Here is a 21,585-nt window from a genome sequence, read left to right as displayed (position 1 = left end):
CATGGTAAGAAGGAAATATACATTCATTGATTTGTTTGCTGGCTGTGGAGGTCTTTCAGAGGGTTTCTATCGCCAAGGATTCAAGGCTCTTGCCCATGCCGAAATAGACCATTGGGCATGTGAAACATTGCGAACGAGAATGAAATTCTATGGGTATAAAGACTACAATAGGGAAGTTATCGAGCATGATATAACAGCAGATGACATACTGGAAAGAATTGACAATGCTGTAAATGGACGGACTATTGATGTTATTATTGGTGGACCTCCTTGTCAAGCATATTCAACGGCTGGTAGAGTTCGTGATGGAAAGAAGATGGCATCAGACCCTCGCAATTATCTGTTTGAGAGCTACGTGAAAATTTTGGAATACTATTCCCCAAAATTCTTTGTGTTTGAAAATGTAACGGGGCTTCTTTCTGCACAAGTCAAGAATGCTCCCATATTTCCAAAGGTGTTAAAGGCTTTGGGAAACAAATATAAAGTAATTGGAAATCCAGAAGTCTTAGTTCTTAATACTGCTGATTACGGTGTACCTCAGCTTCGTAAAAGAGTAATTATAATTGGTGTACGTAAAGACATTGATAAAAGTGCAGAAGAACTCTATGAAAGTATTATAAAAACACATTGGAATCCCGAAACTCTGAGCAATGAGAAAAAAGGGAAAAAACGTTTTGTTGATGTAAGACAAGCTATTGGGGATTTACCATCCGTTGAGCCTGGACAAGATGCTTCAACTGAGGAATATGATTATCCATGTAATAATGAGTTTCTAAAAAAGACAGGTAAATCGGGCATACATCCATTGATGGATCATATTGCACGTAAACACAACGACCTGGATAGAGAACGCTTCCAAGTGATGATACATAATCATTGGTCTTTTGGTCAATTGCGAAGAGAAATGCCCCAATACGAACATGAACATGCCAGAGTATTTGATAATAGCTATGTGGTTCAGTGGTGGGACTTACCTTCCAAAACTATTTTGGCTCATATTCATAAAGATGGCTTTCAATTTATTCATCCTGATGAAGAGCAAAGACGTACATTTACTGTGCGTGAAGCGGCAAGAATCCAGTCTTTTCCAGATGACTTTGAGTTCAAGGGTTCACGGGGAGAAAAGTATAAACAAATAGGCAATGCCGTACCTCCTTTATTCGCAGAAGCGCTGGCAAAGTCGATAAAAAAGAATTTGATTGATATAACAGCATGATATTCGAGAAGATTACAAAGTTAACGAGAAAGGATGAGTTTTTAGAAAAAATTCAGATATATATACGTTTGGTTGAAGTGATAGCTAAACGAGAACACCTTATTGTAGATAAAATAAAGTCTCCTTCATCTAATTCTGTAATAGAAATGAAGGATATGGGAATTATCGAGAGTGACGAAGATTTGGAATTGTTAAGCAGAGTTCTTGGAAATTATTACTCTCGATTCGTTTCTGCAATTGAATTATTCCTTTCTCACAAGAATCTTTTCGGCTCTGAACTGGACAAACTCAACAACAGAAAAAGAAAAGAAATACAAAAAAGAGAAGCGGCTACCAATAAGCCCAAGATGGTAGATTTCTTTGCAGGAGCAGGTGGGTTAAGTTGTGGATTTAGTCAAGCTGGATATAGGGTTTGTTTTGCCAATGATTTTGAAGACGTATGTGTTAGAACATATCGTTTCAACCATCCAGAACTGCCATCTGCAAGTGTATTGAAAGAAGACATACGAAAGATTGTTTCTAACATAGACGATTATATACATGAAGACATTGATATCGTGGTTGGTGGACCTCCTTGTCAGAGTTTCAGTAGCGCAAATCAACGTCGTATAATTGATGACCCACGCAACGAGCTGTACAAATATTATATTGAAGCTGTCAAAAAAATTTGTCCTAAATTCGTTTTGATGGAGAATGTAAAAGGAATGCTCTCTGTTGCAGGCCAAGTCGTTGAAGACTATAAGTCGATACGGATTAAGAAAAACGGAAAGGTATATACTTACGATGTATCATACCGTTTACTCAATGCTGTGAACTTCGGGGTGGCACAAAGCAGAGAACGACTTATTTATCTTGCTGTTCGGAATGATATTGCTTATTCCAAACATGTTACGCCCGAAGTTCTTTTCCATGAAACCGAAAAAGCATGTGAAGAGAATCAGCATTATAACCTTCAATCCGCATTGGAATATATCCAGCCTTTGGATGCGCCGCGTGTAAAAGGTATGACAGAGGTTGATGATGAAAAAACTGGCATGAAGATTGGTATCAACAATTATGACAGTTGTGGGAATTCTTATCTAACAAGCATAAATTCTGGCCGCTCATTGGCATATACCTTTAATCATAAGGCTCGTTATTGTAGCGACGTGAATTACGAGATTTTCAAACGTCTCGGTCAAGGTGAAGATGCAACCAATCCCAAAATAGCAGACATAATGCCCTATTCAAGGAGAAATGGAATCTTTAAGGACAAGTACTTTAAGTTGTATGCTGATAGACCTTGTAGAACTATAACAGCCCACTTAAAAATGGACTGTCTATCTCATATACATCCTTATCAAATAAGGAGCATAACTCCACGTGAGGCAGCAAGAGTACAATCATTTCCAGATGACTACCTCTTCCTTGGTGCATATTTAAGAACTTATATGCAAATCGGAAATGCAGTGCCAGTCTTGATGGCAAAACAAATTGCTAACATAATAAAGAAATACATATGAGGAAATCATTTTTTTTCTACAAAGAGTTAACTCCTGCGGAAGTAGGAAAGACGGGAACACATGAAGTGTATGTCCGCCTGCCAAATAATTTCGATTACGAAACTTTTTTTGGCAATTCTGGGGCTATGAATGGGTCTGTTATGGAAGTTAATTTCACAGCCCAAGACATTACAAACGATGGTAATGAACCAACCACACTTCGTTTCGTTTTTTTTAAGAATTCAAACCAAGAAAAAAGAATACCAAGTTTAGGCTCATTATTCAAAAGCCATAACATACAAGAAGGTGATATTGTATGCCTTGAAAGCAGAATAGATGGCACAAACTATTCTTATTATCTATGTTTTTATAAGAAAGGAGAAATACAAGTAAATCCTGCTGCCGTATATTTTTCAAAGATTGAAAAAGACCCAGTAAATGCGCCCCTAAATAGCAATATCGAACAGTCCTTGCAGCAGATCTTCTATGGTGCTCCTGGCACGGGCAAGTCGCACATTATCAAAAAGCAGACGAAGGGTGAGGACGTGATACGAACGACCTTCCATCCTGACACAGACTATTCGACATTTGTCGGAACTTACAAGCCGACAACAGAGTTTGCTCCCGTGCTTGCCATCATCGGAGACAAGGCCGTAGAAACAGGAAGAGAAGAAAAGCGCATCAGTTACGAGTTTGTTTGTCAGGCCTTCCTACAATCATACGTCGCCGCTTGGAAGAAAGTAGCTGAAGCCAAAGGGGGCGCACAAAAGAAGCAGTTCTTGGTGATTGAGGAAATCAACCGAGGCAACTGTGCTCAAATCTTCGGTGACTTGTTCCAACTACTTGACCGCAACGATTTTGGCTATTCAGACTATCCCATTAAGGCCGACGCAGACATGCAGAAGCAGTTGAAGCGTTTGTTTGAGGGAGTGGAAATAGAAAATGCAGAAAGCATCAATGCCCTCTATGATGATAGGGACATCGTGAAGGAAGTGCTTAGCGGAGAAGTGTTGCTCTTGCCAAACAATCTCTACATTTGGGCCACGATGAACACGAGCGACCAAAGTTTGTTCCCTATCGACTCTGCTTTCAAGCGTCGTTGGGACTGGCAGTATATGCCCATCAGTGAAGGACGAGACAAGAACGGACAACCTAAAAAATGGAAGATAGAAGCCGATACGCAAATGTACAATTGGTGGTCATTCATCCAAAAGATAAATGATGAGATATATGACAAGACCAACTCTGAGGACAAGAAACTTGGTTACTATTTCTGTAAGCCAACAAATGGTGTCATCAAGGCAGAAACATTTGTGTCTAAGGTTCTGTTCTACCTATGGAACGATGTGTTCAAGGACTTTGACAACGAAAATGGCATCTTTGCTGAGCCATATGACAAGTTCTATGGAACATACACAAGGGGGGAAGTGGTGATAGCCAAAGATAAAGTGCAGACGTTATTGGACAATTTGCATGTAGAAGTTGCTGAAATAATTGGTGCAGATGAAAACGAGTCTGCCTCTGACGAATCTGACAATGCCACCACGACGGGATCTTCAGCCAGAGATAAGTCTGTTTACGCAATCAATGGGGAAGGGAATTATATGAAGAAAACTGTTCCTTTGGCTACAGTCACTGCTTATGTTAAGAATTATCCCGATGTCACAGCAAGTGAATTGGTAGAAACATGGTATGCTCTTGGTACTATGATTCGCCAGATTGTCATTTCGAAAGAATCGTATGAGCAAAAACTCAACAAGACATCGGATGCAATTTTTGCAAAAAGATACGACAGTCTCAATCTGCCCAATGGAGAAGTAGTTTACGTGTATAACCAGTTTACCCCTGAACGTATAAATGATTTCATATCCAAGGTGAACGAACAATCTTGGGATATCCATATAGAAAAGGTCGCTGAATGAAAATACTCATAGAAGAACATCAGTACGACGTAGCACGAGTGAAAGACATTCTGCATGGCATTGATGCCTTGGAGAATGTGGAAGGGCGGGTGTCCATTCTCTATGTGGGGTACTACTACAATACCCTGCTGAAGGACTGCGTGTTTATTCTACCAAAAGTTCTCCTTAAAGATGTCGAAGGACAAGAACTGGCGTTCGGAAAATACAAACCAGAGGATATCTGCGACCTAAATAAATACAATCCGCTCACACCTGAAGAAAAAAGTTTTCTCTATAAATTCTCCGTATGGATTTACCGTTCCATCGTGGTTTACAAGAATGACAAACGGAATGCCGACGAGGCCAAGGACATTGTCTATCACACTAAGATAGCAGAGGTGGGCAAAGGTAATCGACGGCTCACAAACACTTTTCTTGATATTTTGTTGGAGTTGGAGAGGTTCAACCACGACAATCAAAACTTCTTTTTCTTTGTGCTGAAGAACCTGCACGCAGGATTCAATAAGATTAACTGGACGCGCACCATAAACAAGGAAATGGCTCTTGTGAGTCGGAACGTACCAGTCTATCTACATCCCGTCAACAAGAAACGGCAGATAAACTTCGACGAGGAACTGCTTGTTATCTTCTTCTCTATTCTGAACTACATCGGCGACGAATATGGTTTTCCAAAGGAGATAAACTTCCAGTATGAACTCATCAAGGGCAAACAGTTCGGATGCTACTTGAACGGCTATGGTCTGACACGACTGCGCCAGATAAAATACAAATATTTCTCCGACAAAGCATTGGAACTTTGGGGCCTTTGCGAGGCTTTCTTCAAGGAGTCGGAGCAATTATTCGTACATACCGAGAAGAAAGAGTATCTGCTTGTCAAGAGTTTCTACATGGTCTTTGAGGCCATCATTGACGAACTCATCGGCGATAACCCATTGCCTGACGGTATGGAAAAGAAGCAGGAAGACGGAAAAATAGTGGATCACCTCTATACCGCTCAGAGTCTGATTGAAGGAGAGAAGAAACCGACTTACTACATCGGTGATTCGAAGTATTACAAGATGGGACACGAACTTGGCTCGGAGTCCATATACAAGCAATACACCTATGCCCGTAATGTCATTCAATGGAACCTTGACATCTTCAACGGCGAGAACAAGAAGGTAAAGACATCAAAGGTGAAACTGCGTGACGATATGACTGAGGGCTATAATATCATCCCCAACTTCTTTATTTCAGCGAAGATGGATGATGGCTTCGATTACAAAAATGACGGAATCAGTCAAACAGAGAGGCAGAACAAACGACATAAACAAATGCAGTTCAAGAACCGACTGTTCGACCGCGACACGCTTCTGCTTTTCCATTACGATGTAAACTTTCTGTTTGTTCTATCGTTGTATGCCCGGAATAGTGCATCGGGAAAAGCGAAATGGAAGGAGCTGGTGCGTGAGCGTTTCCGCAAAGAAATTCAGGAATGGCTACAGGAAGATTATAACTTCTATGCGATGACTGCCCGACCTGGCACTCATGCCAAGGAGTATTTCAAGACTCACTTTCAGGAGATCCTCGGCAAGATATATACACCGTTCGCAGAGAATAACATCTACTCTCTGGCTCTTGACAAGGACGACCCAGAACACGACAATGAGGCCTTGCTTACAAAACTACGTCGTCATTTCTTCGTTGAGCCATGCTCATTGGGTGCCCCCCCAGAGCCTGTTATTCAGACTGCGGTATCAAATGCAGGAATAGCAGCAGTTCTTCCTGCAAGAGATTTGGTGTTGGTAGGTTGTCTGCGTAGTCCTGCCCATCGGGAATGGGTGTTCAGTCAAGGTAAATACAATATTCGTCTTGCCATGGGAAAGGACGATGCCCAAGGTGCCATGAAACCGTCAAGAGAACTCATGGACGTGTCGCACATTCTTCTCTACAATGAAACTGATAAGTCTGTTGCATTCTACTTTAACGTAAGTGACCCATCTGTGATGCCGGAGATGTACGGGGTTGATAAGATGAAAGAACTTTTCTACCCATTCAACGTGAGCAGACACCCCATCGATTCGTATCAAGACAGAGTGATCAAACGTTATAGCAAGAGGGCTTATCTCATATATGACTTTAATCCGCTGCCAATTGAACTGCCATCAAAGAAAGTAGTTAATTTAGAAAGGCTGTTGGACAAGTTTCTGCCCGATGACGAGCCTATGGGGAAGCCTTTTGTGGTTGCATTCCAAGAACTATTAAGTTACATAGAATGAAGTATTTATGACAGATTTCCTTACATCCATACAACGCCATGCAAATATGGCTGCCATCCACGGCAAGGACACGAAGCCGGAGATGGTGGTGCGTCGCTGGCTATGGGGGCATGGATTCCGTTATCGGCTTAATCATCCACGATTGCCAGGAAAACCTGACATCGTGATGCGGAAGTACAGAACTTGTATTTTTGTGAATGGTTGTTTTTGGCATGGGCATGAAGGATGCAGATACTATACGATACCAAAGAGCAACACAGAATTTTGGAAGGCAAAGATACAGAGGAATCAAGAGCGTGACGTTGAAGTGCAGCATCGACTTGCCTCGATGGGTTGGCACTCCATCACCATTTGGGAATGTGAACTGAAGCCGAAGGTACGGGAACAGACTTTGGAGTCATTGACGTTTACTCTCAATAGGATTTTCCTTAAAAACCATAGCTTCAAGCAGTATGAGATACCAGAGGAAGAACCTATGATGGTGGCAGAAGATATAGCCGACTATAATAAAAAGAATATAAATGACGTTTGAATAGTTAAAGCCATAATATGACGATACAAGAAATACAGACTCGCAAGGAAGATCAGACGTTTGACTGCAAAAGCATTCAAATTGACCCCAAGGCATTGGCTATTCCAATCGTCGCATTTGCAAATGCTGATGGTGGCACGATTGTTATTGGTGTGTCTGATAAGACGAGAAAGATAGAAGGTGTGGATCAAAACACAGAGAAGCTGAATGAATTGTTGCGTGTTCCTTTGGATTTCTGTAATCCTTCTGTGTCTATTACCAGCGAATTGTTGCCATGCACGGATAAGGATGGAAACGAGAATCATATTATATTGATGCACATTCCTGCAAGTTCTGAACTACATGCTAATCAAGCAGACGAAGCTTTTATGCGTGTTGGCGACAAAAGTAGAAAACTGTCTTTTGAAGAGCGCATACAGTTGATGTATGACAAGGGTGAGCGTTACGATGAAGATACAGCAGTGTATGGTGCTACGGTAGATGATATTGATATGGCTGCTGTCGAAAGATATATAGAATTGATTGGTTATACCAAGTCTGCCAAGCAATATCTACATGAAAATAATGGCTTCATAACTACCAACGCCAAGGGAGAGCAGCAAGTTAGTGTAGCTTGTATCCTGTTGTTTGGTAAATATCCTCAAAAGTTCTTTCCTCGTGGACGTACTCGTTTCATTCGCTATAAAGGAACAGAGGAGCGAGTGGGTGCAGAAATGAACGTGATTAAGGATGTAACTTTTGAAGGAACAATACTTGATCAGGTGAAAGCCACGATAGCTTATCTTGAAACCCAAGTAGAGGAACATACATTCCTTGGGCAGCATGGGCAGTTTGTGACCAATAGAGATTATCCAAAGTTTGTGATTCAAGAAATGGTTGTCAATGCTTGTTGCCACCGTGCTTACAATATAAAAGGTACGGAAATCCAAATCAAGATGTTCGACGATCGTTTGGTTTTCGAGTCGCCCGGCAGATTACCAGGAACGGTCAAGCCTTCAAATATTCGCCATACCCATTTCTCTCGCAATCCGAAAATTGCTCAGTTCTTAAAAGCATACGACTATGTAAAAGAGTTTGGAGAGGGTGTGGATCGAGTATGCAGAGAGTTGGAAGCTAATGGTACACCACATCTATCTTTCCATCTTGATGATTTTATTCTGAAGATTACAGTACCAAAAGTTATTTCTCAGGCAAATAATCAAAGAGATGCAACTGCAAATGCAGAAAAGAGGACTGTAAATGCAACTGTAAATACCAAAAATGCAACTGTAAACAGCAAGAACCTTATTAAGAGGTTAATTGAAAAGGCAATTGTAAATGGAGAAAAGCTCACAACTAATCGTATATCCATCTTGCAGTTAATGGTTGAAAATCCTTATATAACTAAGGATGAAATGGCAACAATTACAGGACTGAATGGAAGTACTATCATGCGAAATATTGAAAAAATGCGTGGCAAATATCTTCGTAGAGTAGGCTCTGATAAAAATGGCTTTTGGGAAATCATATACTAAAATATTGCATAACAAGCCCAACCAAACGAGAATTTTGGTTGGGCTTGTTACATATGGAGAGCTACCTCAATTTTCTTTGCATCAGACTATCTGCCTTGTGCTTCAATTCCATATCGTAATCATCTGCTTTTTCCTTGATTAGTTTAATAATCTTTTCATTGCGATGAATGTCAAACACATCATTGAGCCATAGGATTTCCTTGGGACTACATCCTCTCCATACTCTGATAATTCGGAATTTCAAAGCATCATCCTTGTATTGCTGTTTGCTTTGCCACAAGAAGTAGTTACCGACCAAAGAAACAAAACAAAGGATAGACATTGCTACCACAGTAGTAAAGACTTTCGAGGACTTGAGGTCAAAACTGTGCCTGTGAATGTTTTCCTGCAGTTGTGGATGTTCTTTCTGTTCCTGCCATTCGTGCAACATGGTTAAGACGCTTGCCACCAATTTGTCTATGGATTTAGCCTCCTCGTCCTTGATGCGCACTTGAACACCAATGTACTCGTTGAGCACATTTTTTGTCCGCTGTTCATACTGATTGAGCAATTTCTGTTCCTTCTGCTCGTCAGTTTGTGCTGGTGTAGATTGAACGGGGAGGGAAACAGAACTGTTCTCCTTTTCTTTCACCTCCTTTAGCTCCCTATAAATTGTCTCCAGTTTGTTTTTGATTTCCTCAAAGAGGACATATGTATTATTATCTGACATAGTTATAAATGTATTTTACGTTTTTTCTTTTTCTTCTTTTTATCGAGTGTGTTGTAAACCTCCGCAGGGACAGTACCATGAGTCTGGAACAATCCCAATCCTCCTTCTATAAGGTTGTTGGTAATTTCGCTCGTAACACTTGCAACATTGGATATGAGGTTTATCATTCCTTGTGTCTGCTGTTCTTGTTCCCTGTTTTTCTGTTGCAGGGCAAAGTCTGTCTTGGAATAACTGAAACTCCTATCCACCTTAGAGCCATTGAAATGATAACCGTTCTTTTCAAAGATGATCCCCTGTACTTCCTGTGAGTTACCTTTATACTTAAAGCGGACATCAATATCTTGCTTTTTTAAGTGAGCAAGCAATTTTTTCCAATCTCTGCACCGAGCTATTTTGGTTTTCAACGCCTGATAGATTTCATACTTGGTCTTATCAGGTTCTTTTAAACGATACTCCTTAACTTTCTCCTTGCCACCAGCAAAGTATAAACCGTATTTGGCGGTCAGTTCTTTGCAAATCTTCTCACTTTTGAACTTGTCGTTACGGTCAGAGATAGTCTTGCCGTTGTTATCTATCCGATTGAAAGCGATATGTACATGAGGGTGCTCCTTATCGAAATGGCGACCGATAATGTACTGCGTATCTTTTATTCCCATCTTCTCCATGTATTCACGAGCAATCTGCGCCATCCATTCATTGCTGAGCTTGGAAGAATCCTGTGCCGAGAAACTCAGGGAGATATGCCCCACAACCTTGCTTACTCGTGGATTCAGTTCTGTCTGGTCGATGAAACTTTGGACAATATGATTGATGCTCTCCGTTCTCACTCCGGAACTATCAATGAGTTCCGTTCCTTTCTTCGGGTCAAGGATGTAATTGATTACACCCTTGAAGCCCGAACCTTTCATAATTTTGGCTATCATTTTCGTATCAGATTTAGGATTTCGTCAATCTTGCCAATGATGGTTTTATGGAAAGGAACAATGACATGAAACCCTTCCGCATTGGCACGATGTGCCAACTGATTGAGATTATTTGCCATTCCACACAGTTTGCGAATGAAGTCTGCTTGCTCTACGGTCAGTCGCTCAATGACATTTCCTTTATCAAGAACTTTTCTTACAAACTCACTCATGGTTACTCCTGCGCTTTTGGCTTTGCCTTTGAGCGTATAGTAATCCTGCGTATTCAGTTTTACCGTGATGCGGTATTTCTTCTTTTCGGCTACGCCCTTGGTTGGACGACCACCTTTTTTATATTCTGTTTTTATCATACTTATTTCTTTTATTTGATGGAGACCAGCGGGATAATCCTCTGCAACGACTGTCAGGAGGTGGAGCAAGTGGTTTTGGTATGCCCAAAACATAAACTTGCTTCCCGAAAAACAGATTATGCGAAGCATATCCTACAATCATAGCTTAATCCCTTTGATTTTCTTGATTTCTGTTTTCTCTGAATACTTGGATTCTGCACACAGATAGTCGTTCAAGTCTTTGACACCATTGTATAAGGCTGAAGCATTCACAACAGAAGACCCTAATTCCTTTGATAATTGTAGATAAGCATTTCTTCCTGCTTCATCATTATCCAAGAAACACTGGATGTTATTGTACACAGATAGACACTTCAAGGCTTTATGAATATTCGTTACAGAATTCAATATCAAATAGTCCTGATTACTCAGTTCATTATATTGTGGGTTCTGGATTCTCCTAAGCGTCATGAATGAGAGAAAATCAATAAAGCCCTCGAAAAGAAAACATATCTTCTTTGGCTCGTCGGCATAGAAATGGCTGATGTCTTTCGGTGCAATGCAACCCTTGAAGAATAGATTGCGCAACTCATAACCACCACCACAGTTCGGAAAGCCAATAGCAAAATAACGTTTGTTGTTGACCTCATAATGTACCTCCTTGCAAACAGATTTTGCGACTTCTATGTCAATACATCTGTCCTGCAAGTATCTAATCAAAGCTGGATGCGACAAAGGAAGTACTTGCAAATTCTCAAAAGTTGCAGAACTCTGTTTAGGCTTCACAACTCCAGGAGATGCAGAAACCATACTTGGAACATTGTGCCCAATCTGATGAATGAGATACGAAACATCAGTGGATTTATAGAGTAGTTCTGCCAAATCAATGATATTTCCGCCCTTGCCAATACCGAAATCGTACCATTGGTTACGCTCGGTATTTACCTTGAATGAAGCATGGCTCTCCTGACGAAAGGGGGAAAGATACCATAACTTGTTGCCCTGTTGCTTAGTGGGAGTATATCCCAGACTTGCAAGAAAATCCTGCAACTTTATCATTTTAATTTCTTGTATGTTCATATTAGAGTGAAGTTGAATGGTTTGAAGAATCGATGATTTGATGAAAATGCACATAACCATTTCATAACAAATAAATTACTTGCTCATCATGATTTCATCACAGGACTTGCCAAAAGAAAAAATATGTATTTCTCTTTTGGCCAGTATCATCTTTTCCTTTCATCATTCTTTCATACTGATGAGTGGAAAGAAGAATCAAATAGGCATTGCCAACCAATCTGTTATATATACCTTTCATCATTTCATCAAAATAATGATTAAATGTCTGTGAGTTGTTCTTTGGTTACGGTATAGTACCTGCCTATGCGCTTGATAGGTGAGTAGTTTCGCAAACTGTTGTAGTCCATCTGATAGGTGAGATAAGTCAGCGTGTTGGAAGCAGGGGAGAGTTTCCATATATCCTGCACAATCCTGCGGACTTGGCTTTTGTCAGCCTTGCATCTTGTGTTGTTCAGCAAGCACACCATATCATTGATACAGAATGAAAGTTCGGCAACAACCATCTGCTCCATCACTTCCAAACAGAGTTCGGACATTTCCAACTCAATCTTATTGCGGTTGCTGCGGATAATGCGCTGCAAGGCTGGTGTAAAGATCAGTTTGGGAGCAAACCACATACGGCTTTCCTTTTGAGTAGATAGTGTGCGGTGCTGGAGAAAATAAAGAAAAGCAGGTATCTCAGCTTTCAACTTCCGTAGAAAGTCGGTATCATCACTTTCCAGACTATTTATCTTCCTTACCCAATATCGGGTTTCTCCCACATCTATGATGACTGGGAGAAACTCGTTATTGGAACACAGCACGAACTTGGCAAAGAAGGAGATTTCATCTCGGTCTTTACCCTTTGCTTTCACCTTATAGGAAAGTGTTGTACTAAGGTTTTTCAATCTTTCACTATCTTCCCTACGATTTAGCAGTACTTCGTCCACTACAATAAGTAGTTTTCCTGCCCAGTCTGCGTTAAACTGACTGCGAAAATCCTCGTTAGTATTAAACGTTACATTGTTCTGGAAAACAGCTTTGAGAAAATTAAGGAACGTACTTTTACCCGTATTGCGTTCTTCTGACACCATCAGTAGGATGGGAAGTTTCTGCACAGGCTGGAGATAGAGCAACTGCAAGTAGTCCATGCCCAACTCATACTGCTCACCGAAGATATGTCTTATCAATGATTCAATATGCTGAAATTCTCCTCCTTTTGGCTGATGCTCTATTGGTTCATAGAGATTAAGGAACTTGTCAATCACTGGTTGATAGTTGACATGATTAGGAACAGTGCAGAAGCCATCGTACTTTGGAATAGTAGCCAGAAAATCCTTTCCATGGTCTTGGCGGAGTGTTTCAACATTCCATGCTATGCGCTTCTTGACAAAGCCACCTGTAACGCGAGGTTGGTTCACAATCTTGTACAAGGTTGTGCCAACACGAATGAAATTCTCGTTTTCCATAGCCTTACTTCTGCATTAAAGGTTTGCTACCCATGATATATCTCTGTGCTTCTTGAGCTATTTGCGCAGAAGTCTTGATAGGATTTTGACGCAGCCATGCTTCGAGTTCTGCTTTCTCAAAATAAAGCATCTTACCTTGTGGCTTATAGTGAGGAATCAAATTGCCCGATGTGAGCTTGTAGAGATAACTCTTTGAGAGGTTGAGAAACTTGCTTGCTTCATCAAAGCTAAGCACATTTTTGTTTGTAAAGAGAAGTTGTTCGAGTTCGTAAACTCGTTCCTCTATGGTCTTTTCCATATTTTTTATTTGTTAGGTAAAACGATAGAGGGTGCGCACCCTCGTTGCTGTTAACGAGGGCAAAATTAGAAACGATAAAAGGAACTGGCATTGAGCAATGTTTGACGTATCAACCTATGCTCAAACTTTTTTCAGTTGTTTGATGTATTTATCTATGATTTCCCATCCTTTCGGCTGCTTCATATTGATTTGATCTGTTGCAGTGGAAAGGTCAGTTCGTGTTAATGGTGTGTCTTTGGTTTTTCCCAATATGAGTTTACTGCGTGCAATGGTAGACTGCCATTCATTAGTAACGTATCCCCGAAGATTAAGACTTTGCATGAGATACGCAAGTAGTCGGTTATTGTTTGATTTTAGTACTCCTTTCAGATTACAATCAAATAAATTTTTAGTAATCTTTGGTGAAACACTGGTCGTAAAAAGTTTAACATCATTGATGCAATCAGTTAGTATTTCAATCTGTTCTTCCGAAAAATCAGATTTGAAAGGATTGATTTCATTGCCAACAATCACAAGTTTTTCTTTTGGCTTGCTTGGCTCGATGTTATCATAGACAATTGTAGAATAGCGTTGAAAAGATTTCTTGATTTCGCTTATTTCTATCTTTTCAATCTCACATTTTAGATAATTTGCATAACGTTCATAAAGAATTACATCAATGAGCGATGAAAACATCGGAAGGACTTCATCGTACAAAGTATGATTCTCAACATACTTACTATAATCGAACGTTACCAAATCAAAGTTAGAATACTTCCCCTTTTGCTCTTTGTTCAATGATTCATAGAAAGTGCTATCCCATAAGAAACTATTTTCGTTATAAGATTCTTCCACACACGAAAGGGCAGGATACTTCATATATATAGAAGATAGTTTATCGGTAATTTGCAAAAACTCTTTCTGCAAGATCTCCTTAAGAAGTATTGAACCAATATATTCTTTCTTTCTCAAAATATTTCCTATGAGAATATTGAAAGTTTGCATAACGCAGTGGTTCACGAAACTTTGTATCTTGGTTAGTTGTATCTCAAGTCTATTATCTTCCATATTATTATCTTTTATACAAGAATGTCTTGGGATGATTATTAAATATGTTAGCAGTAGGTAAGAATAGAAATATAATAATCTACCTATATCTTTAACTTATTATAACATCTATCCCTTTCTCCTTTCATAAACCCTATATGATAAATTTATCAATAGAAACCATAGACATAAAATTATTTATAGTACACTCTTTTTTTAGATATTTAGATAGAATATTGAATTTTCCTAGAAAATGAGATATATCAAGTTCCCGTGTGCTATCTTCTCTTTCAATGAGAAATACTATTAATTGATTTAATGTAAAAACCAAATAGAAACGTAAGTTGCTAGTCACATTAACCATATCTTGCTTAATTGCAGCTTCATGAATCAACTCATTTCTTAGTCTGTATATCCTTGTGATATGATATTCTAAATTATTCCTATGATTTTTTATATATTCTTTCGTCTTATCCTTATGGCACATACGAGCCTTTAATTTTAAGAGCCTGTATTTTGTGAGGATATCAACTCGTCCAATAATGACTTCTTTATCTTTATCTGATAAAGTATCCCAAGATGTCTGATCTTCTAATACTTTTTTCCCTCGAAGCCATTTATTTATATATAAAATATTCCTTTTTACATAACAACATTCTAGGATTTCTGGCAAATATTTTTTTATTCTTTCAAAAGTACTCTCACTACTACGAGGCGATGCAAATATGAATTCAAGTGCAATCCAATAGTTAATGAAACGTTGTTCGATTTCAGTTTGCTGGTCTCCAATTCTCAGATGCCTTAGTGCAGAATAGAGCCTATCTTGGATATCTTTAGATAATGTATTTTGTTTAATGTTATAAATAGTTTCTCCTAAAGGTTGAGATTCTGTTACAACAATATCTTCTTTGTTATCAAAATAATATACTTTTTCATTTCTTATAAAGGAATCATTTATGACCAACGCTGTTGAAGGCATTTTTAAATTAGCAATATCCTCAAGATTAAAGTCAAAATCATTGGATAAATCTTCATATGCAAGTCTTGTCACAATCCCAGTATCTAAAGCCTTTTTATTCACTACATAATATCTTATAAAAGCATTTGATATTTTATAAGACGGCTGACGAGTTATAGATTTTTGTATATCTAGAGACAATTCTTCTACAATATTTTTAATCTTGTTAGTCGCTCTTTGTGCGGCTACTTTGTCTTGAAATTCCAACTTAAAAATAACAGTAAAATCTTTTTCTGTATTTGATAAAAAATTTTCTCTCATTTTTGAAAAAGCCGTTTCAAATGGAATGTTTTTTTTATTTTCAAGAAAGACTTTAAAGTAAGTATATAGATAAACCTTCGAATAACCTAATCTTAAAAATTCACAACATAAAGATGATATATAATAATTTATATTATCAATAGTAGGAACAAACTCTGCATCTGGAATATCTGCTTCAAGACTTAATAATTCATGTATTTTTTCAATACACTTTTTCAGGTATATCAAATTATTAGATGAGTATATTGTATCTATAAGGAATAATAACTGTTTTGTGCCAGCAGTATCAACTTCATTCTTCTTTTGCCTTGAATTTGCAATATAAGAATCTAACTCTTCCTTTAAAAGTTGTTTGTTTAAAAAGGAGAAAACAATACATTCGTCCTTGTCAATTAACTCCTTTGCTTCTTTTATGCAGAAATCAACAGTTTCAAACCTTTTTATATTACCCTCAAGCCAACCTTCCAGTATTTTAGACAGTTCGTGTAAAATGCTAATAACATTATTAGTCCTTACACGAAAACTATCTAAAGTGTCTTTATGTAATGCTTCAACCATTCTAAGTTTGAAGTATTCTTGTATGTCTTCCTTGCTCATTTATGAACTTTTATGTTAATATATTTGCGAAGTTAGATTTATTTCTCTATTTTTGCAGTACAAAAATAGATAGAAAGGGAGAGTATCGCTTCTATTGAGGCTTTGACCCGTGGAGTTGATCAACCTCCCTACAATATATAGGGCATCTTTAGAGATGTCCTTTTCTTGTTCAATGCAAAGATAGAGATATTTGATGATTTAGAGAAAATATTTTAGTGATTTCTGAAAGACTTGTTTGAAAAGTAATACTTTGAAAGTAACTATTCAGCGGCAAACAACATAAATCTATGATGATAATCAATAAGTTACAAAAAATAGACATATGCAATTTTTGGTAAATAATGCCATTTCGAGACTTTCTGTCACAATAGTACGTCTACAAGTTGCTGATATTTAACATCGATTACCGCGGAATAGTTACCTTTAAATATTTATTATTAATTAAATATAAAATCGAGTGTCGAAAAACTATAAAAGTACACTTTTCTTATTGTATTGTTACATAGTACACTTTTAGTACATATTTAAAAAACAAAATCCCTTGTAAATCAGCGATTTACAAGGGATTTATAGTACCCAGACCCGGGATCGAACCGGGATGGATTGCTCCACTGGTGTTTGAGACCAGCGCGTCTACCGATTCCGCCATCTGGGCATAGCGAAAACGTCGTGGTGACGAATTACGGGTGCAAAGGTAGTTATTTTTTTAGTAAAAGCAAAGGATTTGGGGAAAATAATTAAATTAACCTTTCAAAAGTTTGTTTGTTCGATTATTTTAGTTATTTTCGTAGCATAATTAAAATCTAATACTATGATAACTCAGAATAAAGATAATTTCTGTGTGATTTTGGCGGGAGGAAAAGGTAGGCGATTGTGGCCTTGCAGTCGCAATGAGAAACCGAAACAGTTCATTGATTTCTTTTCTACCGGCAAAACACTTTTACAGCAGACTTTCGACCGCATGAGAAAGTTGATTCCCATTGAGAATATTTATGTAAGTACGAACCATGTTTATGCTCATTTTGTTGAAGAGCAGTTGGTTCTGCTTCCACGTGAGAACATACTCAGCGAGCCTATTTTCCGCAACACCGCACCCAGTGTGGCATGGGCGGCGCATCGCATTTATTACAAGAATTGCAATGCAAGGATAGCGGTGGTACCCAGCGACATGGCCGTGCTAAACGAGGAGACATTTATTGACAACTTGGAAAAAGGTATGTCTTTGGTGTCAGAACGTGATGCCTTTTTAGTTCTTGGAATAACACCTACACGTCCCGAGCCGGGCTACGGATATATTCAGTATGACGATAAAACCACGACAGACACGGTTTTCCGTGTCAAGTCGTTTACCGAGAAACCTGAGCGCACCTTTGCGGAAATGTTTATAAAGAGTGGCGAATTCCTTTGGAACAGCGGGCTTTTCCTTGCCAATGTAAAATATTTGCATCATTCGCTGAAACAGATACTCCCTGTCGTGTTGATGGATATTAGTGATGATGACCATGAGTGGACTCTCGAAGAGGAACTTGTATGTGTAAAGAACAATTTTCCGTCATATCCGAACATGTCTATTGACATGGCAATACTTGAGATGAGCAATAATGTTTATGTCATGCGGTGCAATTTCGGGTGGGCAGACCTCGGCATGTGGCACAGCATATACGACAGCATGCGCAAGAGCGATGGCGACAATGTGAGCATTGGGGGGAACACGATAATGGACAATAGTCATGGCAATATAATAAAACTTCCCGATGATCATATCGGTATTATCAACGGACTGGAAGATTTTATCGTTGCCGAAAACGGAAACGTACTTTTAATATGCAAACGTGAGGATTCCTCCGCATTGGTAAGGAAGTTTGTCAATGACGTGCAGTTGAAGTACGGCGAAAAATATGTGTGAACCGAATGACAAAGGAATTCTGATAACGGTATATTGCCACATTGTCAATATGACTGCTCTGCCGTTACCGGAATTCCTCCGTCCGATTGCCTCGCAATTATAATAATGTGTATAACATATAAATCCAATGGGCGCATATTGCGGCGCAGATACCGCCTATTGTATGCGAGATGATGGCTTTCGATGTCAATTCGCGGTAGCCTAATGAGTCGAGCATGGCGGTGTGTGTGCTTAGGAAACCGCTCCAACACATTCCTATGGCAGTACATACTGCGATGGCATTGCCGTCTATCCATCCTTGTGATGCAAAGTTGGGAATAAGACTTAGGGCTGCCCCTACCGCTCCGAGTGCGGTTATGGGGAATGCTATTTGGTGAGGATCGGTAAAGCCGAACAATAATTTGAACACCACGTCAATCTTGCCTGCCAGCATCGGCAGTGTCTGAGTGCCCTCGTATGCTGCTCCGGTGTATGTTCCGTTGGCACTCGGCCCGAAAGTGAGTATCATCACTATCGTAGATATTATCAGTACGCCGGGGATAATTGCAAGTCCTATATCTACGCCGGAACGTCCGCCATCAAGCAGCGAGTTTAGTATTCGTACGAACATAGAGGCTGGCTGTTCATTTTCAACGGTCTTGACAATTGTGTCCTGTGCTGGTTCTTCCGTTACCGCATCTGCATTTTCTTCTGCGTATTTCGGGTAAGCCTTCAATATAAAATGTTGCATGAAGCGTGTCGATACTACACAACCGGTGAAAGCCCCGAACAATCCGATGAATGGTTCGATGCCATATCCCTGACCAACCATGAATATTACCACAATCAGTCCCATGCCGAATGCCGTACCGAAGTTGGTCAGTGAAATAAACTGGTATTTTTTGAAATAACTGCTGAAACGCTTGTCGCGCGACAATGTTATGATTGCCGGATTGTCCGAAAGGAACGTCATTACCGCACCAAGCGATGCCACACCGGGCAGGTTGAATATCGGGCGCATCATCGGACGTAACAGTTTTTCCAAGAGCGACACCACTCCGAACTCCATGAATATCTTTCCCACTGCACCCGTCAGTACACATATTGCCATGAGATATAAGCACGTGTTGAGTAGCAAGTCGTGTGCGGTCTTCATAATGGTGTTCATCATCTGCGAGACACCCATTATCGAACCGATATAACAGAAAATACCGACAACTATTGCAAGGCATACTATGCCGGAAGGAATGAAGCGAGAGATTCCTTTTTTCGAGTTTTTCATATTAGATTCCTTAATGATAACTAATTCGGGCGCAAAGGTAAGAATAAGATTTGTAATACTCTCTTTTTAATTGTAAAAAGTGAATTAAAAAATTAAAGATGCCGTTGTCATGGTCGTGGCAACAGCATCTTTGCTTGTTCGGAGGAACTATCCGAGTGTTTCAAACTCACGACGGATACTTTCTGCAATTTCCTCGAACTCTTTTTCCGAGAGAGTAAGTTTTTCCTTGTGGAAATCCACATCGGCCTCGCAATTCATTGGAATCAAGTGAATGTGTGCATGCGGAACCTCAAGTCCGAGTACCACCTGTGCCACTTTCCTGCATGGGAAAGCCGCTTTCAGTGCCACCGCAACTTTCTTTGCAAACACTTGGAACTCGGCAATATCCTCGTCGGGCAGATCGAATATGTAATCCACCTCCTTGCGCGGTATCACCAATGTGTGCCCTTTTGCCAGCGGACTAATGTCGAGGAAAGCGTAGAATTTTTCGCTTTCGGCACACTTGTACGACGGAATTTCGCCTGCTGCAATCTTACTGAATATTGACATATCTGAATTTATAAATTAAAGTGTGTCGTATAAATTACCACCGTAAATGTTTAAAACCGGCGTTCAAACGCCAATCTTTCATATTGATATGTTGTCAATGCGCAACTTTATCTTTCCGCTTGGTATGGTTATCTCCACCTCATCGCCCACCTTGTGATTGAGCAATCCTTGTGCAATCGGTGTGGATATGGAGATTTTTCCCTCGCGCAGATTTGCTTCGCTCTCGCTCACGATGGTATATGTCATCTTTGCCTTGTTTGCCATGTTTGTCATTTCCACTTTCGACATTATTTGCACGGCATCGGTACTCAACCGTGAGGTGTCAACGATTTTTGCCTCGGCCAGTTGTCGTTTCATCAAGTTTATTTTGTTCTCGAGTTTCGCCTGCACTTCCTTTGCGGCATCATACTCCGAATTCTCACTGAGGTCGCCTTTGTCGCGTGCCTCGGCTATTGCGGCAGAAGCCTTCGGTCTTTCCACCGACTCCAATCTCTGTAATTCGGCAACGAGGTTGTCGTAGCCTTCTTGTGACATATATGCCATAGTCAATTATTTTGTTGTTATTATTGTTTTACATTCCGTGTTCGACTTTCCTGCATGTTTTACAGGGTATAACAAAAAATTATTCCGGTATGCCAATCACTACACCGGAACGCATATTATTGTTATTTGTCGATGGCAATTATTTGCTGGTAGCACTAATTTCGATGCAACAAACACCTCGCCTGTGTTCAGTGGCTACCTCGCCATTTCGTATTTTTCGCCACAAAGATAGTACTTTATTTCATAACAAACAATTTTTTTGTCTTTTTTTAATCTTTTCTTTGTGCATTCCATGTAAAATGCGTATATTTGCATCCAAATTGTTCATGGGGCATTAGCTCATCAGGCTAGAGCGTTTGACTGGCAGTCAAAAGGTGGCAGGTTCGAGTCCTGTATGCTCCACGTTTTTTATGTAAAACATAAAGAGGATGTTCTCGTAAAGGAGCATCCTCCTTTTGTGTCATGCTTATTGTTGTTTATTGGTTATTAAGTTTTAAAATAAAAACAAACAAACATCAATTAATTTTTAACCCAAACCGGTCATTAGAACCCTCAACCGATTTTGTTCGATTGTTGAGCAGATGTGCAGCCATTTCATCAAGGGCGTAGCGGGCTGCGTCGGGATGAAACGGCTGCGCAGATGTCAGCAAGCGGGCTAAAGCAGTCGGGAAGCGTAACGGCAATGGCAAATCTAAGCAAATGCGGTCTAATGAC

At 39.6% G+C, this 21,585-nt stretch carries 19 protein-coding genes and 2 tRNA genes; 8 read left to right on the top strand and 13 right to left on the bottom strand.

The features are described 5' to 3' along the window. The first annotated feature begins 1 nt into the window (after position 1). From EII32_RS09740 to EII32_RS09715, 6 genes are read left to right on the top strand one after another with little or no spacing between them, the layout of a single operon-like run. Positions 2–1,216: a DNA cytosine methyltransferase gene (locus EII32_RS09740; RefSeq protein WP_125235220.1), complete on the top strand. Its 1,215-nt coding sequence runs from the start codon at positions 2–4 to the stop codon at positions 1,214–1,216. Next, positions 1,213–2,718 carry a DNA cytosine methyltransferase gene (locus EII32_RS09735; protein WP_125235219.1) on the top strand — a complete coding sequence of 502 codons (1,506 nt, stop codon included), beginning with the start codon at positions 1,213–1,215 and terminating at the stop codon, positions 2,716–2,718. The genes EII32_RS09740 and EII32_RS09735 overlap by 4 nt, the downstream gene beginning before the upstream one ends. Then, entirely contained in the window at positions 2,715–4,619 is a 1,905-nt protein-coding gene (locus EII32_RS09730) for an AAA family ATPase (protein ID WP_233582371.1), read from the top strand. The genes EII32_RS09735 and EII32_RS09730 overlap by 4 nt, the downstream gene beginning before the upstream one ends. Next, on the top strand, positions 4,616–6,877 hold the full coding sequence (locus tag EII32_RS09725; protein ID WP_125235218.1) for an LlaJI family restriction endonuclease: 2,262 nt from the start codon (positions 4,616–4,618) through the stop codon (positions 6,875–6,877). Before EII32_RS09730 ends, EII32_RS09725 begins: the two co-directional genes overlap by 4 nt. Positions 6,878–6,884: 7 nt before the next feature. Continuing rightward, positions 6,885–7,409: a very short patch repair endonuclease gene (locus tag EII32_RS09720; RefSeq protein ID WP_125235217.1), complete on the top strand. Its 525-nt coding sequence runs from the start codon at positions 6,885–6,887 to the stop codon at positions 7,407–7,409. A 17-nt stretch (positions 7,410–7,426) separates the two neighbouring features. Further along, complete coding sequence (locus EII32_RS09715) at positions 7,427–8,923, top strand: RNA-binding domain-containing protein (RefSeq protein WP_125235216.1); 1,497 nt, start codon at positions 7,427–7,429, stop codon at positions 8,921–8,923. Between the two features lie 61 nt (positions 8,924–8,984). Here EII32_RS09715 and EII32_RS09710 read toward each other — a convergent pair whose 3' ends face one another. The 9 genes from EII32_RS09710 to EII32_RS09670 all read right to left on the bottom strand — a co-directional run bounded on the left by EII32_RS09710 (position 8,985) and on the right by EII32_RS09670 (position 17,267). Next, on the bottom strand, positions 8,985–9,632 hold the full coding sequence (locus EII32_RS09710) for a hypothetical protein (RefSeq protein WP_125235215.1): 648 nt from the start codon (positions 9,630–9,632) through the stop codon (positions 8,985–8,987). 2 nt (positions 9,633–9,634) lie between these two features. After that, on the bottom strand, positions 9,635–10,555 hold the full coding sequence (locus EII32_RS09705; protein WP_125235214.1) for a relaxase/mobilization nuclease domain-containing protein: 921 nt from the start codon (positions 10,553–10,555) through the stop codon (positions 9,635–9,637). After that, positions 10,552–10,905 (bottom strand): plasmid mobilization protein, encoded by a 354-nt coding sequence (locus EII32_RS09700; protein ID WP_125235213.1) that lies wholly within the window; start codon positions 10,903–10,905, stop codon positions 10,552–10,554. The genes EII32_RS09705 and EII32_RS09700 overlap by 4 nt, the downstream gene beginning before the upstream one ends. 138 nt (positions 10,906–11,043) lie before the next feature. Continuing rightward, complete coding sequence (locus EII32_RS09695; RefSeq protein WP_125235212.1) at positions 11,044–11,964, bottom strand: toprim domain-containing protein; 921 nt, start codon at positions 11,962–11,964, stop codon at positions 11,044–11,046. A 257-nt stretch (positions 11,965–12,221) separates the two neighbouring features. Next, complete coding sequence (locus tag EII32_RS09690; protein ID WP_125235211.1) at positions 12,222–13,412, bottom strand: primase-helicase family protein; 1,191 nt, start codon at positions 13,410–13,412, stop codon at positions 12,222–12,224. Positions 13,413–13,416: 4 nt separating this feature from the next. Next, positions 13,417–13,710: a helix-turn-helix domain-containing protein gene (locus EII32_RS09685; RefSeq protein ID WP_004344933.1), complete on the bottom strand. Its 294-nt coding sequence runs from the start codon at positions 13,708–13,710 to the stop codon at positions 13,417–13,419. A gap of 120 nt (positions 13,711–13,830) precedes the next feature. Continuing rightward, complete coding sequence (locus EII32_RS09680; protein ID WP_125235210.1) at positions 13,831–14,757, bottom strand: hypothetical protein; 927 nt, start codon at positions 14,755–14,757, stop codon at positions 13,831–13,833. Positions 14,758–14,890: 133 nt separating this feature from the next. Continuing rightward, the gene (locus tag EII32_RS09675; protein WP_125235209.1) at positions 14,891–16,612 is read right to left on the bottom strand and encodes a hypothetical protein; all 1,722 of its coding nucleotides are present in this window, start codon (positions 16,610–16,612) and stop codon (positions 14,891–14,893) included. 573 nt (positions 16,613–17,185) lie between these two features. Continuing rightward, a tRNA-Leu gene (locus EII32_RS09670) sits at positions 17,186–17,267 on the bottom strand. A 156-nt stretch (positions 17,268–17,423) separates the two neighbouring features. Between EII32_RS09670 and EII32_RS09665 the strand changes: the two genes are divergently transcribed. Further along, positions 17,424–18,518 (top strand): mannose-1-phosphate guanylyltransferase, encoded by a 1,095-nt coding sequence (locus EII32_RS09665; protein WP_125235208.1) that lies wholly within the window; start codon positions 17,424–17,426, stop codon positions 18,516–18,518. Positions 18,519–18,615: 97 nt separating this feature from the next. Here the strand turns inward: EII32_RS09665 and EII32_RS09660 are convergent, their stop codons facing one another. The 3 genes from EII32_RS09660 to greA all read right to left on the bottom strand — a co-directional run bounded on the left by EII32_RS09660 (position 18,616) and on the right by greA (position 20,871). Next, the gene (locus EII32_RS09660; protein WP_125235207.1) at positions 18,616–19,779 is read right to left on the bottom strand and encodes a nucleoside recognition domain-containing protein; all 1,164 of its coding nucleotides are present in this window, start codon (positions 19,777–19,779) and stop codon (positions 18,616–18,618) included. A gap of 147 nt (positions 19,780–19,926) precedes the next feature. Further along, positions 19,927–20,328 carry an HIT family protein gene (locus EII32_RS09655; RefSeq protein WP_125235206.1) on the bottom strand — a complete coding sequence of 134 codons (402 nt, stop codon included), beginning with the start codon at positions 20,326–20,328 and terminating at the stop codon, positions 19,927–19,929. A 78-nt stretch (positions 20,329–20,406) separates the two neighbouring features. Next, complete coding sequence (greA, locus tag EII32_RS09650; RefSeq protein WP_125235205.1) at positions 20,407–20,871, bottom strand: transcription elongation factor GreA; 465 nt, start codon at positions 20,869–20,871, stop codon at positions 20,407–20,409. A 328-nt stretch (positions 20,872–21,199) separates the two neighbouring features. Here greA and EII32_RS09645 point away from each other — a divergent pair. Then, positions 21,200–21,273 (top strand) — tRNA-Ala (locus EII32_RS09645). A 113-nt stretch (positions 21,274–21,386) separates the two neighbouring features. On the opposite strand, the gene EII32_RS12175 is transcribed toward EII32_RS09645, so the two are convergent. Next, a partial coding sequence (locus EII32_RS12175) for a hypothetical protein (RefSeq protein ID WP_233582370.1) occupies positions 21,387–21,585 on the bottom strand: 199 nt, incomplete at its 5' end.

The organism is Prevotella sp. OH937_COT-195 (assembly GCF_003932845.1).
Taxonomy (GTDB): Bacteria; Bacteroidota; Bacteroidia; order Bacteroidales; family Bacteroidaceae; genus Prevotella.
This window is presented reverse-complemented; position numbering and strand designations above follow the sequence as displayed.

Excerpts from the sequence above, each read along its gene's own strand:
- EII32_RS09710 (WP_125235215.1), bottom strand. The coding sequence starts at position 9,632 with ATGTCAGATAATAATACATATGTCCTCTTTGAGGAAATCAAAAACAAA.
- EII32_RS09730 (WP_233582371.1), top strand. The coding sequence starts at position 2,715 with ATGAGGAAATCATTTTTTTTCTACAAAGAGTTAACTCCTGCGGAAGTA.
- EII32_RS09720 (WP_125235217.1), top strand. The coding sequence starts at position 6,885 with ATGACAGATTTCCTTACATCCATACAACGCCATGCAAATATGGCTGCC.
- EII32_RS09675 (WP_125235209.1), bottom strand. The coding sequence starts at position 16,612 with ATGAGCAAGGAAGACATACAAGAATACTTCAAACTTAGAATGGTTGAA.
- EII32_RS09735 (WP_125235219.1), top strand. The coding sequence starts at position 1,213 with ATGATATTCGAGAAGATTACAAAGTTAACGAGAAAGGATGAGTTTTTA.
- EII32_RS09665 (WP_125235208.1), top strand. The coding sequence starts at position 17,424 with ATGATAACTCAGAATAAAGATAATTTCTGTGTGATTTTGGCGGGAGGA.
- EII32_RS09695 (WP_125235212.1), bottom strand. The coding sequence starts at position 11,964 with ATGAACATACAAGAAATTAAAATGATAAAGTTGCAGGATTTTCTTGCA.
- EII32_RS09685 (WP_004344933.1), bottom strand. The coding sequence starts at position 13,710 with ATGGAAAAGACCATAGAGGAACGAGTTTACGAACTCGAACAACTTCTC.
- EII32_RS09680 (WP_125235210.1), bottom strand. The coding sequence starts at position 14,757 with ATGGAAGATAATAGACTTGAGATACAACTAACCAAGATACAAAGTTTC.
- EII32_RS09655 (WP_125235206.1), bottom strand. The coding sequence starts at position 20,328 with ATGTCAATATTCAGTAAGATTGCAGCAGGCGAAATTCCGTCGTACAAG.
- EII32_RS09715 (WP_125235216.1), top strand. The coding sequence starts at position 7,427 with ATGACGATACAAGAAATACAGACTCGCAAGGAAGATCAGACGTTTGAC.
- greA (WP_125235205.1), bottom strand. The coding sequence starts at position 20,871 with ATGGCATATATGTCACAAGAAGGCTACGACAACCTCGTTGCCGAATTA.
- EII32_RS09690 (WP_125235211.1), bottom strand. The coding sequence starts at position 13,412 with ATGGAAAACGAGAATTTCATTCGTGTTGGCACAACCTTGTACAAGATT.
- EII32_RS09660 (WP_125235207.1), bottom strand. The coding sequence starts at position 19,779 with ATGAAAAACTCGAAAAAAGGAATCTCTCGCTTCATTCCTTCCGGCATA.
- EII32_RS09700 (WP_125235213.1), bottom strand. The coding sequence starts at position 10,905 with ATGATAAAAACAGAATATAAAAAAGGTGGTCGTCCAACCAAGGGCGTA.
- EII32_RS09740 (WP_125235220.1), top strand. The coding sequence starts at position 2 with ATGGTAAGAAGGAAATATACATTCATTGATTTGTTTGCTGGCTGTGGA.
- EII32_RS09705 (WP_125235214.1), bottom strand. The coding sequence starts at position 10,555 with ATGATAGCCAAAATTATGAAAGGTTCGGGCTTCAAGGGTGTAATCAAT.
- EII32_RS09725 (WP_125235218.1), top strand. The coding sequence starts at position 4,616 with ATGAAAATACTCATAGAAGAACATCAGTACGACGTAGCACGAGTGAAA.